Here is a 16,941-nt window from a genome sequence, read left to right as displayed (position 1 = left end):
CTTCGTGTTGCGTGTAGAGTCCCGTGGTCCGTAAGCGACTTCCCTTCCTTAAACCGATCGAAACACGCAGAATTTTCGGGCCGTAGGGCCTGCAGCCGACGTCCTGCGGGGCAGAGATGGTACATACCCCCAGACTCTGTTGCGTTTTGCATCACTACATGTCTATCATCGTTGGGCATCCTCACGCCCGCCGTGACATCCCAGGCAGTGCCGAACTGTCATGAGACTGAAGAATGTCCCGTCGACTAGCACTTATCATTGCGATGGTCTGCCTTTCGTTGTCACTTGCAGTTCCGGCTTTCGGTCAGCATGCGGCAACCCGAAGCTCGCCCACGCCCCCCCCGGAGGCGAACGAACTCAAGCGGCTTTGGAACGAGAAGAAATCCCGCGCCAGTGATCAGTACGCTCAGGCAAAACCCCAGCCGATCGAGCTTGAGGAAGCAGTTCAGGCTTTCCTGAACAAGGACTATGAGCTGGCAACGATCAAGTTCCGGCAGGCCTGGAGCAAGGACCCGGATAACCTCGAGATTGCCCAGGGCCTGATGTATTCACAATTGCGTTCCATCAGACCTCGTCCCTCCGAATCCACCTCAAAGCCGCTCGTCGCTGAATTTGCAACCATTCTCAAACGCTTTCCGGACGACCCGGATCTCAACGTGGGGTATGGGATGGCTCTTGCGTATGCGGGTGATCCCGTGGGGGCACAGCAAGCATTCCATCGCGCGAAGACATTCGGGGCAGACCTGGAGAGAGCCGTCGGACGGAGTCAGCTCGATCGAATTTCCCGCCTCGCCAAGGAGAAGCAAGAGCAGCAGGCGGTTGATGAAAATTTTCGCCTCGGCACGATCCTGGGGGCCGTCCTGCTGGGAGGCCTCGTCCTCTGGATCGTGGTGATGTTTGGCACCGGATGGCTGCTTGCGATCAGTATTCCCAGAACCCCCGAAACGGCCGACGCCTTTGCGACGCTGCGGAGTTCACGCGAAACCTGGATCGAGCGTTTCTATCTGTTCATGTTAAGCGTCAGCCTGATCATCTTTTATCTGTCCGTCCCGTTTGTCATCGCCGGAATCATCGCCGTTTCTCTGCTCTTGTTCGCGATCCTGCTGATGTTACGGGTGCTTCACATCGGCGTCTTATATCGCGGATGCTGGGCGGTCTGGCACATGATACGCCTCGTCTTTTTCGGCTCAGGCGGCGAGCGCGACGGCATTGAGATCACCGCCGAACAGCAACCCAAACTGTTTGGCGAACTCCATTCCGTGGCCAGACAACTCGACACGGAAGTTGTGGACCGGGTCTATCTCGTGCCGGGTCCGCAGGTCTCGGTCAGCCAAAACGGCGCGGGACCGTTTGGGCTTTTCGGACGGCGTGATCGAGTATTGCACCTGGGCATTTCCGTGCTTCCCTGGCTGACCGTCAACGAGTTTCGCTCGATCCTGGCTCATGAATACGCTCACTTCAGTCACCGCGACACGTTCTATGCGCGATTCATCTTTCAGGTGACTGCTTCGCTGGCAAACTCGCTGGCCGTCATGCAGGCGGCAGCGGGGATTTTGAACTACATCAATCCCTTTTACGGCCTTTACTGGCTCTACCTGCGGGGTTACGCCCTGTTGTCCTCGGGCTATTCCCGGTCGCGTGAGTTCCTGGCTGATCGCCGGGCGGTGGTCGCTTATGGACGCCAACCGTTTGTGGCGGGGCTGACCAAGATCTATCAGGAGAGTCCGTTATTCGAACTGTTCGCGGTGCGAAAGACGCAACAACTGCTTAGCAGAGATAATGCGTTTCTGAACGTGTTCGATTCCTATCGCGACTATCGATCGCAACCCGGCGCAGTCGAACTGCGAAGCAAACTGCTGGATGAGGAACGTCACCGAAAGCCCAGTTGGTTCGACTCACATCCGACCTACGAAGAACGACTGGCCGCAGTTGCGTCGTTCCCCCTGGCGCAAGATCCCGCCCACTCCGTCTCCGCTCTCGACCTCATCCACAACTTCAAAGAACTGGAAGAGTCGCTGACCCGAATGCTGACCGATCATATCCGGGAAGTGCTCGGCCCCGCCGAGGTCGTGCCCTCTTCCGATGATGACGAACTCCTTGCTGGCATTTTGAAAGAAGAGAGCAACCGGCAGTAATGCCGTTTCTGACAAGGTCGTCCTCGATCTCGCATCCCAGCAGGCTCTCCAGTTCGCAAGTCCGTGACGTTGCACGTCCGCAGACGGAAGTCACGCAATGCGGTTCACGGCTCGTTACCAGCCTTTCAGCGAAACACCAGACAGGGGCTGGTGCGGTGGCGGCGGTGACGGGTGCGATTCCCGCTCGTCGGTTCGCACAAAGACTTCGTGGCGGGTCTGGACCATCTCGATGTTCTCTTCCGCAAAGCGGCTCTGAATCGCTGTGTACAGCTCACTGATAATGAGCAATCGACCATCGAGTTGGGGGAGGAAGGCCCGTAGCACGAATGTCAGATTCCCGTTGATCTCATCCAGCGTCGCAAAAGGAGCCGGGTCTTTCAGCAGGCTGGGATGCTTATCCGCGACGTCCAGAAGAATCCGGGTGATTCGTGCCGGATCGTTATGCGGTCCGACAATGACTCGAATGGCGATGCGATTCACCTGATCGCTGAGAGTCCAATTCAACACTTTGCCGGTGATGAACTCTTTGTTCGGAACGATCAGTTCCTTCCGGTCTCCGTCAAGAATGGTGGTCGCCCGTATCTGAATTCGTGACACCTTTCCGGTCGTGTCGCCGACAGTGATCACATCACCAACCCGCATCGGTCGTTCAAACAGCAGAATGATCCCCGATACGAAATTGGCGAAAATCTCCTGCAGGCCAAAACCAAGACCGACGGACGCCGCCGCGACAAGCCATTGGACGTTGTTCCAACCGATACGGATCTGGGCAAATGCCATGCAGACGCCCACGACAAAAATAGTATACCGTACCAGACAGGTCACGGCGAAACGGGCTCCGGCGTCGACGGCGAGATGCTGGTGCAGAACCACTTCCACCAGACCGGGAACATTGCGACCGGCGAGTTGAGCAATAAAGAAAACCACCATCGCCAGGCAGAGATCGGCTGCGGTGACCGGCAGCATCTGTTTGACTGTCTTCCCCGGCGAGCCGACTTGAGAGTCATTTTCCAGTGCCATGACTTCAACACTGGTATTCCACAGGACGTACTGGTCGAGGATGTTCAGCGCGGGTGTCACATCGGCCCAGACAATCCACAGCCCGACCACCAGCAGCGCGATCAACCCGGTATCCAGCAGACTGCGCATCTGCGTCACGATCTGTGTCAGGTTGAGTCGAAAATCGGGCCAGTTCCAGCGGGAAAACAGCGAGCCATGCGTGGAAGCTCCCCCCTGCGGTCGCCCCGGTTCCGACATCTCCGTCGGATCGACTCCCTGTAGCGCGGCCATCCGACGTTGTTCGAGTGCGATCCAGCGTCGCAGGGTCGCCCGCAGCAGCAACAGTCCCACAAGGAACCACATCGTCCGCTGCAGCCGCCACATTAACTGGGTCGCGGTGTAGAAAAATCCCGTCCAGCCCAGTCCCAGCAGAACGAACGACGCCAGCAGCATCAACGAGGGGGCAAATTGCCAGAATCGTTCAGACCACGGATCTTCTTCGGTCGCAGGTTCGTCGACCGAGTCATCAGTGATCGCAAACGCGGGAATCCGCCGGACCGTCAGTCGACAGAAGATCGTCGAAACCGCGGCGAATGTCAGAAAGACAAATCGCCCAAATGTATCCAGTCGCTGCTCGTTCGCCATCGATTCCGTCATCCCGATGAGGGCAATCAGCACTACCCCGAGAGGGATGAACCATGTCAGATGTCGACGCCAGGTATTGACGTATCGTTCAGGCCAGTTGAAATGTTCCTGACCCAGTCCCCCGCGCATGCAGACAATCCGCAGAATCTCCAGCGGAAGTGCGAACACGGCGGCCCTGATCAATCCCGCAGCGACCGCGTGGACGAACGGGTATTGCGAGGCGGTGTGATCCAACTGCCAGCCAGTAAACAGCAGCAGCAAAGGCCAACCGCAGGCGATGGCCAGGGTCAGCGCGAGTGACTGCAGCGTTGGTGCGAGATCGTGGCAACCCGCGGCTTTCGCGACCACTCCTTTCCGTTTCAGCAGGATCTGCATCACGGGCCGCGTACAGAACCACGTCAGAAACAACAAGGTTGCCAGAATCCAGACGAGCGGCGTCCGTTCCATGTTCATGCGGACGGCTTCCAGCACGGGCTGCCACGCAGCCGGGTCGGTCAGCCAGCCCATGGAGGTCGCGGCCTTCTTCACATGTTCGGAACCAAAGGTTTGTCCGGTCCGAATCCACAATACCCGTTCGTCAACGTAGTCGGCGTATCTGGTTGTCAGATTCAGTAACCGACGTTCGACATTATCCATGTCGACCAGTTGCTGGAAATAACGTGTGTAGTCTGCATCGAGACCATTCACCAGTTGACGCCGATCGCTCAATAATTGCTTGAGTCCCGCCAGTGCCGTCTTGCGCTTGCCAGTGACGAGAAGTTCCGCAGCCCGCTTGGCAATCGCCGAGTCGAGATCGATCAGGGCGGCATGTTCAGCATCGAGCTGGAACAGGCGCATGCGGGCTTCGCGGATCACGTCATTACGATGAAGCAGACTGGACTTCATCCCACGGGGATTCTGCAAACGGGCTCGTTGCTGACGCAGCAGCAGGCCGATCGAATCGGTCAGCCCGACATCGTTCACCATCTTCTGCGTGCGGTCGAATTCTTTTTCCAGTTCCCCCAGCAGTGCATTACTCGCCTTCTGACGATGATCCAGATCGACCAGCTTGTCGGTGATATCGTGACGCTCTCTGGCAAATCCCAGATTTTCTTCGGCAAGCGTCTTCAGTTCGGGAATGACATTTTGCAGGGCCTGTTCGGCGAGACGTACCCGCTCGTCGGCTTCATTTCCCCTGCGTTTGGCTTGTTCTTTCTTGAGAATCTCCAGTTCTGCCAGCTTGACGGAAAGCTCCCGGATGCCGAGTTCCCGCTGAAGCTGCAGCAGTTCCGCCGCTTCTGCCGACTGGTACCAGGCCGCTTCCGCGAGCAGCGCCCGGTGTTCAGTTTCTGCCCGTTGATGACGCGCGCGGAGAAAGATCAGGCGCGCCTGCAGCAGTTCTCGCGGATCGTTGGACGTGTCGAGTGATTTGATTTCTTCATCGATCTCTCGAAACCGGTCTTCGACTGCGGCGATCTCGTTGACCAGTTCTTCCGGGCGGACGCGACGCAGCTTCGATTCGGCTTCGAGTCGGGCGACCCGCTCACGCAATCCGTCGCTGGTATCGTCAAGTTGTTTCGTCCGTTGTTCGACCATCTTGTCGAGCACGGCCAGATCATCAACGTCGGCAATCTCGGGATCAGGTCCCTTGGGGAGATCAGCCAGTCGCTCGGCCGTCAGGCGCGCCTGTTCGCCGACCTGTCGCAGGCTCTGTTCGTAATCTTTCGCCTTCTGACTATTCTCTTGAGCGATCTCGAGTCTCTCGGCAGCCTCTTTCAGATATTCGAGGGTTTTCTGCTGAGTTGCATCGGCGGGATTCAGATTGGCTTCGATCTCCTTGATCCGCTTCTGGATATTGCTGATCGTCACCTTTTCCGCCTTGGGGGCGGTCTGAGCCATCGCGGCGGATCCGCACAGCAGGGTGCAGATACCCACGATCATCGAGATTCGCCAAGCCATGATTGCTTCCCTGCTCTTTCACAGACTTTTTGAAATGGAGCCTGTTCTTCAGCCCGCTTTCGGTGCGGTACGACGCCGGAGTGTCGGCATGGTTGTGACGCTCACTTCCCCGAGCGAATTTGGAGACAGAGCCACCGGCCCGCCTGCGATTCATTCTTTGAAACACTCAATCGCTATTGCTCACATCCATTCGGGGAGCACCGGAGTTTCATCACACACCACCTTGAGGACGATCGTTTTGACTTCCCTGTTCGCGCGCATTCTCGCGCAGAGCGGATGTATGGCAGAAATTGCCGATGTGTGTCAACACGATTCGGCGGCCACGGCAAGGTGCAGCAGGGTCAGATAGGAATGTGCCGATTCGTCGATCGATGTATCCGGAACACCGCGTCCCACTCTGGAAACGTGCTCGATCGGGCGGCGTTCTTCTGTACACGGCAGCGTTCCAAAAGGCAGGAAAAATTACGCTTTTCGTGGATTTCATGGGCCGCAAGACATAACTTACATTCTGTTTATTGTTGTTCGCGACCGACATAAGTATTCCGCCCCGTGATCCGCTCGCCCCCCGCTGACCGTAACGGGCGAGTTGTTCGACATGCAGGCGAGACCTAGAATCTGTCTTTGAGCGGCTGTTTACGCCTCTGCCCCTATCCGTCCCTCCGCCGTTCCCTGGAAAGATCCGCCATGCTGGCCCGTCGTGAAGTGTTTCCGCATGTCATCGAGATGAACTATCAGGCCCGACAACGATTGGGTTGCTGTGTCTACCTCGTGCATGACTCCGAAGAATGGATGCTGGTCGACATCGGTTTTGAAGATTCGACCGATGAAATCATTGATATGATTCGGCAGATGGATTTTGCCCTGGCAAAGTGCAAGTACCTCGTCGCGACACACGCAGACGTCGATCACATTCAGGGTTTGAAGCGAGCAAAGGAACTGCTTCCTCAAGCCATCATCGTCGGACACCCCGAATGTCAGCAGTTGCTTGCGTCGCAGGACCGCATCGTGACCTACGCCGAAATCGCCGCGCAAGGCATTTCGATCGATCTTCCCGAAATCAAGGTCGAACAGACAATCAATGAAGGGGATACCCTCAGCGTGGGTGGATTGACGCTGGAGGTCTGGAACACACCCGGACATACTCCCAGCCAGCTCGCATTCCGTCTGGGCGATCTCTTACTGTCGGGGGACAATATCTACCGTGATGGTGGCGTCGGTAATATCGATGCCCACCACGGCTCGGACATCCCCGATTTCATCAAGTCGCTGGAACGAATTCGCGACTCTGACGTGAAATGGCTGCTCCCCAGTCACGGCCCCATCTTCCGCAAGGATAACGCACACATCCAGAAAACCATCGACCGACTCACGCAGTATCTGCATATGGCCGACTTCGGTACGTGCGCAATCGACTGGCCACTGCTGGATGAGTGGGAAGAAGAAATCATCCGGGGCTTTGATCCCGAAAAGGCCTGACGCGGGCTGTTCAACTTCTCGGCCTCTCCGCCGCTCGAACGGATTCCCCCCTGCGGGCCGGACTGCAAGGCCCGCGAACTCGGGGTCGCGGCAGTGCATCCCCCACAGGCCACCTGCGGCGGCGGAATGGCCAGACAAGTGACGTCACGGCATCGCTTTACCTGAAGGGTCGCCCGGCACCGTATGGCCTGCTCCACTGGTGTGCGAGCAGGCTCGGCCGGAATTCGCGGCGAGCGGCGGGGGTTGCCTCATCCCGCCGAAGGGGTGGCGTCCGTCCATGAGGCGTGAGGAAACCCCGATCCCCGTTCAACGCAGGGCCGGGAAACTGGCCGGCCAGTCAAACGCCAGGTCCAGAGCGGGGGCAGAGTGTGTGAGCGCACCCACGCTGATTCGTTCGACACCGGTACTCGCAATCTCGGCGACTGTCGCCAGTGTCACCCCGCCGGACGCCTCCAGTTTGACGGCCGGGGCCAGCGAATTACGCAGCGCCACGGCCTCGCGCAAGGTCTCGACCGACATATTGTCTAGCAGGACGATGTCTGGATTTCCCTTGAGTGCATCCTTGAGTTGCTCAAGCGAATCGACTTCCACTTCGATGGAGACTCCTTCGGGTGACTTCGAGCGGGCTGTCTGCACCGCGGAGGCGATGCTCGACGACTCGGTCCATGCTGCAAGGTGGTTGTCCTTAATCAGCACCCCGTCATACAGCCCCATCCGGTGGTTGGTTCCACCACCACAGCGAACGGCGTATTTCTCAAGAACTCGCCAGCCCGGGAGCGTTTTTCGGGTATCCAGAATCTGAGCCTGCGTCCCTTTGACGGCATCGACAAATTTCCGGGTCAACGTGGCGATGCCGCTGAGGTGCGTCATAAAGTTGAGCATTGTTCGCTCACCAATCAGCAGCGTCGCCAGGGGACCGGTCACGCGAGCCACAATCGTCCCCGCCGAGAGCCGCGTCCCATCCGGCCACAGTTCCTCCCACTGGACCGAGGCATCCAGCTTGGCAAAAACCATGCGACCCACGGTCGCCCCCGCCAGCACGCCCGGCTGCCGGGCCGCCACGAGGACTGTCGCGGTCTGGTCTTCGCTGATGAGCGCCTGACAGGTCAAATCACCGAGCGAGGAAAGGTCTTCCGAAAGCGCCATCTCAATGAGCTGTCGTGCGACCGCCTGTTCGCCACTGGCAAACGTTTCATGCATTATCTTTGTGCCAATCGTGTTTCCGCCCGTTTTGATCCGTATTTCGCCGCCATCTGCCAATGGAGCTTCGCGACCCCTGCCTTACCCGCTTTTTCGGCCTTGATTGCCAAGTCCTCAAACCGGGCCGCCTTCGCAGCCTGATCCACAGAACGATCAGTCGTTGCCGAGGTTGGAACGTGGTCCGCGTCTCGGCGGGCTTTCAGGCGGGTCGCCAGGCTGGACGCGTGCGTCCCTGGTGAAATCGCTGTCTCGGGTGCGACGGGTGAAGAGGAATTGAGAATCGCTTCATCCATGGCCTGCAGGTCGTGGATGAAGACCCTTGCCGACATTGAGGTGGCCTGTCGCGAGAAGCCACGGGAGGTGACCGTCGGCAGGGGTCCGTTCTGGATCCGGCCGGATTGGGCCGAAGAAACCCCGCCCAGAAAAACTTCGCCGCGGTCAGGGACGGAAACGACGGTGCCGACCCCCGTCTCGCTGACGACCGGCTGCTGCACGGCCAGTTGCGCAGAGGCCGTTCGAGCGACGAACAGTCCGATCGCCAGAAAACACCATAAACGCATGAATCGCCCTCCCGTTGCCAGTTTCCAGCAAAATTCTACAGCCATCATTCCTTCGGTGACAATCCACATTCAGTAATCGGCAGAAACGATTCTGCTCGCGAGCTGCCTCCTTGAGGTAATCAGAGGATCTCCGAAGTGCGAAACAGTCCCGCGCGCGGCTCGTGTGGAATGGAAAGGACGTGCCGATGACGGGAGTTTGGTCCGCTCCTGAATCGGTGACGTCGCTCACGATTCCCGCCCTGTTTGGTTATCTTTACGCCACGTTATCCAATCGAAGGCAGCATTCGTCACTTCAACAAGGAATCCACCATGGCTGCGTTTCAATACTGTCTGAATGCCAGCACGATTCGACCGACACCGATTCTGGACAAGATTCGTATCGCCGGAGAGGTGGGCTACTCTGCAATTGAACTCTGGCATGATGACATCGAGTCGTATGTCTCATCTGGCGGGAAACTGTCGGATATCAAAAAGGCACTCGCCGACCAGAATCTCGCACTTCCCACCACGATCTACCTGCGTGGCTGGTGTGATACGACCGGTGCAGAACACGTTGCGGGTCTCGACGAATGTAAAAAGCGTCTTGAGGATGCCGCCGCTCTCGGCGCGATCTATTCGATCGCCAGTCCGGCTGGGGGGAAAGTCGATGTCGCGCTCGCGGCGCGGAACTACGCCGAACTGCTCAACCTGGGCAAATCATTCGGCGTGAAGCCGGCCATGGAATATCTCGGCTTCGTCGAACAGATCAATACGATCGAATCGGCTCTGGAGATCATGACGCTGTCGCAGCATCCAGACGCGACCATCATTGTCGATCCCTTCCACAATTTCCGCGGCGGGGGCGAATTCAGTTCTCTCAGTCTCCTGCGAGGTGATCAGATCGCAATCAGTCACTTCAACGACACCCCCGCCAGCCCACCTCGCGAACAGCAGCATGACCACAGTCGCGTCCTCCCTGGCGAAGGCCATCTCGATCTCAAGCAGTGGCTCAGCCTGCTGAAGCAGCAAGGCTATTCCCGTTGGTTGTCGCTGGAACTCTTCCGGGAAGATCTCTGGACCCGTGATCCGAAAGAAGTCGCGCGGATCGGTCTCGAATCGATGAAGGCCGTCGTGGAAGGTTGATCAAGGTTTGACGGAACCGGCATTCAACGTTGCTGTCACACACTCGAGCCACGGTTCACTTACGCGTCGAACCGTGGCTCGGTGGTAAGCGCACGGGGAAGTAGGGCCACGGGGACACTGCACACAGGCCATTTTTTGAATGAGAAATTGCCAGATCGTGTAAAGAAAGCTGCAGGGTGACAGGGATGTGGAAGAACCTATTCTGGATCTATTTGTGCATGTCATGTCTATTGCTCGGATGCGTAGTGGTCCCAAAGGCGAATCTTGGTAATTTTCCTGCTACAGTGAAGGCTGAAATAACGCCCGGTACCAGCCTAAGCTCTGCAGAATCGCAATTGAAAATGTTAGGATGCAAACTAACCAGAACAACTAGAGGCAGTTTCAAAACCCCTTTATTGCAATAACGATTCTGGCAGGCAATTTGCATACCGGTAAGGGAGAAAGGAGTCCCTTACATGCGAATTACCCTGTCCATGTGGCCCCAGCGACGGCGGCCGAATACGACAGGGTCCAGGACGGTCCCGAAGCCTTTTCTTGATGATGCCCAGTGGAATTCCATCAAAGATCTGTTTGCAAACCCTCTTCCATCCCCACTGGGAGGCCGACCACGAGTCGAGCCTCGACCCTGTCTGGAAGGAATTTTGTGGGTCCTGAAGAGCGGAGGACGATGGCAAGATTTACCAGAGCGATACCCGTCTCCTGCAACATGCTGGCGAAGGCTCAAGGAGTGGACGGAGAGAGGAATCATGGTCAAAACGTGGGAACGTCTCCTGAAGTCCCTTGATCGACAGAAACAGCTGAACTGGTCGCAGGCAATGGGTGATGGCACCTTTTCGCCTGCAAAAAAGGGGGCGCCGAGGTTGGTAAGACCAAGAAAGGTAAAGGAACGAAACTCATGCTGATGACGGACGGTAACGGCGTCCCCATCTCGGGGTTCACCATTTCTGCACAGGTCGCCGAAGTCAACACGATCGAGACGCTGGTCGACATTCAAGTTGCTGGCCAGAAACCCGAGAGGCTGCTGTACGATAAAGCGGCTGATGCCGATTGGATTCGTGATACGCTCAAACTGAGAGGCATTGAGCAAATCACACCCCACCGAAAAGGCCGGAAGAAGCCGTCTCGACAAGACGGGCGAAGCCTGAAGAGATATGCGAGTCGCTGGAAAGTGGAACGCACGATCAGTTGGCTAGGCTATCAAAGAAGGCTTCTTGTCCGGCATGAATACTACCCACATCTCTTCGAAGGCTTTTTCCACCTCGCCTGCGTAATGATATGCTTGAACCGGTTTTGAAACTGCCTCTAGAGAAAGAACAGTTGTAAAAGACAAAAGCGGCGATGAACCGATTACGATTGAATTATTCGGTGACCTGTATCGCACCTACTCCCGGCAAGACAGCGATGCAATCGTCAAGACGATTTCGATAGCAGTGTTAGTAGTTGATGAAAGCGACTGCGTTTCTCATATCTATGCATGGCAAGAGCATGTCGGGCCTTGACGTCTCGCGATGACCAAAGGGGGCACAGCGAATACTGTCCGGCGCGAATAGGCAGGCATGGACACTGCCTATTTCTATTTCGGCGGAGGGCACGAAGCCCAGTCCTACGCTTTCAACCAGAATGGCTCTGTACCCAATTTATCCTCTGAAGTCACCAGCAATATGTGGACGACGACGCTTAATGCGCAGTTCATTTGAGGCTTTGGGAAAGCGCCGACACAGGAACCACAGGGCCATGGGGACACTGCACACAAGGCCATTTTGGGGTGAGTGGCACGCATCCATCGCCACTCCTCAAGTCAATGACAACATCCGCAGATGGCGCAGATTCCAGGAACAGAAATTTCATCTGCGAAAATCCGCGAAATCTGCGGACCAAACTCTGGACACAGCATATTCTGTTGCGGCAATCTGCCTAGAACCTTACGGCCTAACTTAGCGCCATTCATCCATGTCCCCTCAACTTGGGCACACTGGAAAACGTGGCACCGGCTTCCAACCGGTGGGTGCTGGGGTAGATGGGAGTCGGATCGAGCAGCCAACGGTCAGCGGTTGGAAGCCACTGCCACGGAGATTGCGATTTGACGTGGTGCCCATCTGCGGGCAAGAAACAGGGAGAAGTCCAATCTCAACGCTTTTGTTGTTTCGTCATTACTTCCGAGTCGGCCGCGTGCGCGGTGAGCGCTCGGTGATGATTCCCGGCCTCAGCCTTTGGGAATGTAGCGTAATCGACGTCGGCGTCTGTCTCGATCAACGCCGGTGGTCCTGTGCCTGACTCTGTCAGACTTGAACGCGACGCGATTCAGCGCCGTGATGGCGAGAGCCAATAGGGGAAAACCTCAAGACGCTTCGGCAGGCACCTTCCCCCGCCCCGGCCAGCGGGGTGGGGCAACGACGAAGGAAAAGAAGACGAGCAAGCCAAACAGCGAGTAGACCGTCGTGAAGGCCCACTGCGGTGCTTCGTAGAACAGCCAGTTGTGGACAAGATTCGCAATAAAATCGCCCGAGTAGGTTTGTTCCCCGGCCAGCGACCTCAGATTCCGCTCCCAGACCGTCAGCGGGCAGGGAATACCCGCCCAGGCTTCCGCCACCACGATCCCGATCATCGCGAGATGGCCACAGCGCCACCAGAAATTTCGTACCCATTGCTGCCCTCGCAAGATGCCGATCCAGGTCAGCGGCAACCCGAGTACGACAGTCAGCGCGTAGGCCATATGAAACAGCACAACAGCGTCAGCGGCGAATCGATACAAGAGTGACATAAGATTAAAGACGCGCGCCGATGTGACTTTATTCCCGACGACTATTCCCGGCGGTTCAAAACCCGGGGCCGCTTGGGCCAGTCTGGCCCCGCGCCGGCGCCCCGTGATTAAAGCACTTGTCCACCCCTTTCGAGGTTGTCGATTTGCTGGATCCGACGGCCCGATGCAAGCCGTTAGCGACCCACACTCTGTCCGACCGCTTTCTTCTTCAGGTCGGCGACGAAGCGGATGTTCTCTTCCCCCAGTGTCTCGGTCAGTTCCCGACGCATCTCACGGTTCACGCTGATCTTCTGCTCCAGCGGCTTGTGTGTCACGTAGCGGCAGCGACTTTTTCCTTCTTCCTTGGCGTCCACGACCAGCACAATTTCGGCTTTGCCGGGCGTCTTCTGGATGATATCACGAACCCGTTCGATGACGCGGAGATCGTGCAGCCCCTTCTGGAACTTGATCAGAACCTGCTTTGTGAATTCCTTCTCGACTTCTTCGAGTGTCCACATCGCATCCACGATCACGTTCGGTTCACGGCTGCGTTTGTCGACTTTCCCCCGCACGAACCGAACTTGCTCCTGTTCGACTTTTTCCCCCAGTCGGGCAAATTCTTCCGGCCACATAATGCACCGGACCACGCCGGTCGGATCTTCAAAATCGAAGTTCACATACTTGGTGTGACCGTTGCGACTCGGCTTCTTCGTCTGAGCCTTCTTGATTGCCGAAACCATCCCGCCGAGGATCACTTCTTCGTTCTCCCCCGCATCGATCAACTCTTTCACCTGATGAGTCGAGAACTGTTTGATCGTGAACGCCATCTCAGCCAGGGGATGTGATGTCAGGAAGAAACCGAGCGCCTCTTTCTCGAAGGCCAGCATCTCCCGTTTGGACCATTCCGGAACTTCCGGCATCGTCGAAGGTGCCGCACCGGGGGCCGTGACTTCTTCGTCGTCATCTCCGCCGAAGAGGTTTTTCTGTCCTCGCTGCTTGTCACGCTGAATGGCCGCAGCACCCTGGACCGCCCGTTCAATCACCGCAAACTGTTGTGCACGGTGTCCTCCCAGACAATCGAGCGCACCCGCTTTGACAAGAAGTTCCAGCACCCCCTTCGTCACCTGCTTGGAATCACAGCGTTCTGCGATCGAGAAGACGTCTTTGTAGGGGCCATTCTGATTCCGCTCGGCGATAATAGCACCGATCGCCCCTTCCCCGACCCCTTTGATCGCTCCCAGACCGAAGGTGAGCTTGTCCCCCAGCACCGAGAACTCAACGTCACCGACATTAATATCGGGGGGCAGGATGGTGATCCCCATGCGACGGCAGTCATCGACGTGTTCGACCAGCTTGTCGGTTTCGCCCAGTTCGCACGACAGCAGTGCGGCCATGAACTCCTGGGGATAATGTGCTTTCAGATAGGCCGTCTGATAAGCCACCGCCCCGTAGGCCGTACTGTGACTTTTGTTGAAACCGTAGCCGGCGAACTTTTCGATCATTTCGAACAGTTCAACGGCTTTATCTGAGGCCAGATTGTTTTGACTGGCCCCTTCCAGGAACTGGGCGCGATACTTGGCAATCGTTTCCAGCTTTTTCTTACTGATCGCCTTAATACACTGATACGACTGGGGTAGTTCGATGCCCCCCAGTCGGTTCAGGATCCGCATCACCTGCTCCTGGTAAACCATGACGCCATAGGTTTCATCCAGAATGGCGTCGATGATCGGATGCAGTCGAGGCAGTGGTTGCCGTTTGTGCTTGACCTCCACATACGTCATCACCATCCCCCCTTCCAGGGGACCGGGACGATACAGCGCCGAGGTCGCGATGATATCGGCAAACTTATCCGGCTTCATCTTGGTGAGCAGGTCACGCATCCCGCCGGATTCGAGCTGGAAGATCCCTTTGGTTTCTCCCCGCTGCAGCAGGGCAAAGGTCGCCTTGTCATCCAGCGGCAGTTTCACCGGGTCGATCTCGACACCGCGGTGCTTTTTCACATTCTTCACCGCCTTGTCGAGAATGGTCAGGTTCCGCAGACCCAGGAAGTCCATCTTGAGCAGACCGGCCTTTTCGACGGTCGGACCTTCCCACTGCGTAATGACGTCGGTCTTGCCACTGATCGTTTGCAGAGGAATGTACTGGGAAATCGGCTGATCAGAGACCACGACCCCTGCCGCATGGGTTCCCGCACTGCGCGCCAGCCCTTCGATCTGCTTTGCCAGATCCAGTACTTCGCGAATCTTGGGATCGCTGTTGTATAGTTCCTTGAGCTCAGCACTTTCCGCGATGGCTTCATCGAGAGTGATGTTCAGCGTTTCCGGAACCATCTTCGCAATGACGTCAACATCCTTCGGGGGGATGGACAGAACGCGAGCGACGTCGCGGATCGCCGCCTTCGCCTTCAGCGTTCCGAAGGTTCCAATCTGCGAAACGTTGGCCGAACCATACTTTTGTTTGGTGTAGTCGATCACCAGCTGCCGACGATCGCGGCAGAAGTCGATATCGATATCGGGCGGTTCGGTTCGGCTGGGGTCCAGGAATCGTTCAAACAGCAAGTCGTATTCGAGCGGGCAGACGTGGCTCAGCCTGAGTACATACGCGACCAATGCTCCACACGCCGATCCACGGGCACTGCAGGGAATCCCCTGTTCCACGGCGAATCGCACGAAGTCCCAGACGATCAGGAAGTAGCTCGCATAGCCCATCTTCTCGATCACAGCCAACTCGAACTCGGCCCGCTCGCGATGGGCGTCCGTGATCCCATCTTTGCCGTATCGGAACTCCATCCCTTCGTAGACAAGTTCACGCAGGTATTCGATGTCGCGTTTGCCGCCGGGTGGCTGGAAGACCGGATAGTGACGCGACTTCAGGTCGAGCTGAATATCAATTCGATTGGCGATCTCCTGCGAGCGGGCGACCGCATCTTCGAACCCGGGAAACGCCGCGTACATTTCTTCCGGAGTACGGACGAACAACTGGTCGGTGTCCATCTTCATCCTTGAGATGTCAGACCGTTCAACCTTCGTATTGACGCACAGCAGCACGTCGTGCATCGCAGCATCAGACTGGTTCAGATAGTGAGCGTCGTTGGTCGCGACGAGGGGCAGCCCCATCCGGTTCGCGAGATCGACTGTCATATCCATACACTGCTTCTGAATGGCGAAGCCGGCGTTCTGGATCTCCATGTAAAGCCGATCGCCAAAGACCTTGGAGTACCAGGCCGTTAACCGCTCGGCTTCCTCATCCTTACCAGCCAGCAGCAACTGCGAAAGCTCACCTGCGGCGCAACCGGACAGCAGAATCAGTCCTTCGCTGTGCGCTTCGAGAATTTCCTTATCGATACGAGGGCGATGATAAAAGCCTTCGAGGAACGCCGCCGAAGAGAGCTTCACAAGGTTCTGAAACCCCACTGCGTTCATGGCCAGCAGAGTCAAATGGTAACAGGCATCCTTGACCCCTCGCGCCCCCGATTTATCAAAGCGGGACCCTGGAGCGATGTACGCTTCCAGACCCAGGATCGGATTGATACTCGCGCCACGGCACTCGTTATAAAACTCCAGCGCCCCATACAGGTTTCCGTGGTCGGTGATCGCGAGCGCATTCATCCCCGCGTTCTTCACCTTTTTGACCACCTGATCAACACGATTCGCCCCATCCAGCAAGCTGTAGTGAGTATGGCAGTGCAGATGTGCGAACTGTAAAGACGGGGCAGGAGAAGCAAGGGCGGGCGAGGCGTCGGACATGAGGGGCTTTCATTCCGCAGGGCAGAAATCGGAATTCGTGGTCGATCGACACCGGAGTCGTCTCCGGACTGTCGTGTCTAAAACTGTGTTGTCTAAAATCGAGAAGTCGGCAATTGTAACTTGAACCTGCTCAGGACAAAGCGAACGACTTTCGGGTCATTCCGGAAGAATTCTCTCCCCGGAAATTTTCTCGTCGGAGAAGTTGCGGGAAATCGACCGCTCGCGTCATCGCGCGTTCTCAGCGACGCTGAGGGGACGTTCTGCGGTGGCAGCAAATTCAGAGCGTTCCCTGACCTTGCCACACCCTCTCCGAAAATGCAAGCCGGCTCCGAAAATGCAAGCCGGCTGAATTTTCCCATTGCTCCTGCAGCAACGCACAG

10 protein-coding genes are annotated in these 16,941 nt (G+C 57.0%); 5 read left to right on the top strand and 5 right to left on the bottom strand.

Features of this window, described 5'->3' with window-relative positions; all coding sequences use genetic code 11:
• The first annotated feature begins 233 nt into the window (after positions 1 to 233).
• A complete protein-coding gene (locus ACGY09_RS14725; RefSeq protein WP_397568324.1) occupies positions 234 to 2,135 on the top strand; it encodes a M48 family metalloprotease in 1,902 nt (633 codons plus the stop codon).
• A 114-nt stretch (positions 2,136 to 2,249) separates the two neighbouring features.
• Here the strand turns inward: ACGY09_RS14725 and ACGY09_RS14720 are convergent, their stop codons facing one another.
• Complete coding sequence (locus ACGY09_RS14720; protein WP_397568323.1) at positions 2,250 to 5,717, bottom strand: mechanosensitive ion channel domain-containing protein; 3,468 nt, start codon at positions 5,715 to 5,717, stop codon at positions 2,250 to 2,252.
• Between the two features lie 684 nt (positions 5,718 to 6,401).
• Between ACGY09_RS14720 and ACGY09_RS14715 the strand changes: the two genes are divergently transcribed.
• Positions 6,402 to 7,193: an MBL fold metallo-hydrolase gene (locus ACGY09_RS14715; protein WP_373649483.1), complete on the top strand. Its 792-nt coding sequence runs from the start codon at positions 6,402 to 6,404 to the stop codon at positions 7,191 to 7,193.
• A 306-nt stretch (positions 7,194 to 7,499) separates the two neighbouring features.
• Here ACGY09_RS14715 and nadC read toward each other — a convergent pair whose 3' ends face one another.
• Complete coding sequence (gene nadC, locus ACGY09_RS14710) at positions 7,500 to 8,393, bottom strand: carboxylating nicotinate-nucleotide diphosphorylase (protein WP_373649484.1); 894 nt, start codon at positions 8,391 to 8,393, stop codon at positions 7,500 to 7,502.
• The gene (locus ACGY09_RS14705; protein WP_397568322.1) at positions 8,393 to 9,022 is read right to left on the bottom strand and encodes a hypothetical protein; all 630 of its coding nucleotides are present in this window, start codon (positions 9,020 to 9,022) and stop codon (positions 8,393 to 8,395) included. The genes nadC and ACGY09_RS14705 overlap by 1 nt, the downstream gene beginning before the upstream one ends.
• A gap of 240 nt (positions 9,023 to 9,262) precedes the next feature.
• Between ACGY09_RS14705 and ACGY09_RS14700 the strand changes: the two genes are divergently transcribed.
• From ACGY09_RS14700 to ACGY09_RS14690, 3 genes are all read left to right on the top strand, one after another.
• A complete protein-coding gene (locus ACGY09_RS14700; protein WP_397568321.1) occupies positions 9,263 to 10,075 on the top strand; it encodes a sugar phosphate isomerase/epimerase family protein in 813 nt (270 codons plus the stop codon).
• Positions 10,076 to 10,530: 455 nt separating this feature from the next.
• Entirely contained in the window at positions 10,531 to 10,977 is a 447-nt protein-coding gene (locus tag ACGY09_RS14695) for a transposase (RefSeq protein ID WP_397568161.1), read from the top strand.
• Positions 10,971 to 11,369 carry a transposase gene (locus ACGY09_RS14690; protein WP_397568160.1) on the top strand — a complete coding sequence of 133 codons (399 nt, stop codon included), beginning with the start codon at positions 10,971 to 10,973 and terminating at the stop codon, positions 11,367 to 11,369. Before ACGY09_RS14695 ends, ACGY09_RS14690 begins: the two co-directional genes overlap by 7 nt.
• Positions 11,370 to 12,413: 1,044 nt before the next feature.
• On the opposite strand, the gene ACGY09_RS14685 is transcribed toward ACGY09_RS14690, so the two are convergent.
• Entirely contained in the window at positions 12,414 to 12,836 is a 423-nt protein-coding gene (locus tag ACGY09_RS14685) for a DUF2784 domain-containing protein (RefSeq protein WP_397568320.1), read from the bottom strand.
• 173 nt (positions 12,837 to 13,009) lie between these two features.
• Positions 13,010 to 16,561, bottom strand: coding sequence for a DNA polymerase III subunit alpha (gene dnaE / locus ACGY09_RS14680; protein WP_397568319.1), 3,552 nt, complete (start codon positions 16,559 to 16,561; stop codon positions 13,010 to 13,012).
• Positions 16,562 to 16,941: the final 380 nt, after the last annotated feature.

The organism is Schlesneria sphaerica (assembly GCF_044336245.1).
GTDB classification, from domain to species: Bacteria; Planctomycetota; Planctomycetia; order Planctomycetales; family Planctomycetaceae; genus Schlesneria; species Schlesneria sphaerica.
Note: the sequence above shows the minus strand (reverse complement) of the source record. Positions and strands in the feature narration are given on the sequence as shown.

Excerpts from the sequence above, each read along its gene's own strand:
- ACGY09_RS14700 (WP_397568321.1), top strand. The coding sequence starts at position 9,263 with ATGGCTGCGTTTCAATACTGTCTGAATGCCAGCACGATTCGACCGACA.
- ACGY09_RS14695 (WP_397568161.1), top strand. The coding sequence starts at position 10,531 with ATGCGAATTACCCTGTCCATGTGGCCCCAGCGACGGCGGCCGAATACG.
- nadC (WP_373649484.1), bottom strand. The coding sequence starts at position 8,393 with ATGCATGAAACGTTTGCCAGTGGCGAACAGGCGGTCGCACGACAGCTC.
- ACGY09_RS14715 (WP_373649483.1), top strand. The coding sequence starts at position 6,402 with ATGCTGGCCCGTCGTGAAGTGTTTCCGCATGTCATCGAGATGAACTAT.
- ACGY09_RS14685 (WP_397568320.1), bottom strand. The coding sequence starts at position 12,836 with ATGTCACTCTTGTATCGATTCGCCGCTGACGCTGTTGTGCTGTTTCAT.
- dnaE (WP_397568319.1), bottom strand. The coding sequence starts at position 16,561 with ATGTCCGACGCCTCGCCCGCCCTTGCTTCTCCTGCCCCGTCTTTACAG.
- ACGY09_RS14690 (WP_397568160.1), top strand. The coding sequence starts at position 10,971 with ATGCTGATGACGGACGGTAACGGCGTCCCCATCTCGGGGTTCACCATT.
- ACGY09_RS14705 (WP_397568322.1), bottom strand. The coding sequence starts at position 9,022 with ATGTGGATTGTCACCGAAGGAATGATGGCTGTAGAATTTTGCTGGAAA.
- ACGY09_RS14720 (WP_397568323.1), bottom strand. The coding sequence starts at position 5,717 with ATGGCTTGGCGAATCTCGATGATCGTGGGTATCTGCACCCTGCTGTGC.
- ACGY09_RS14725 (WP_397568324.1), top strand. The coding sequence starts at position 234 with ATGTCCCGTCGACTAGCACTTATCATTGCGATGGTCTGCCTTTCGTTG.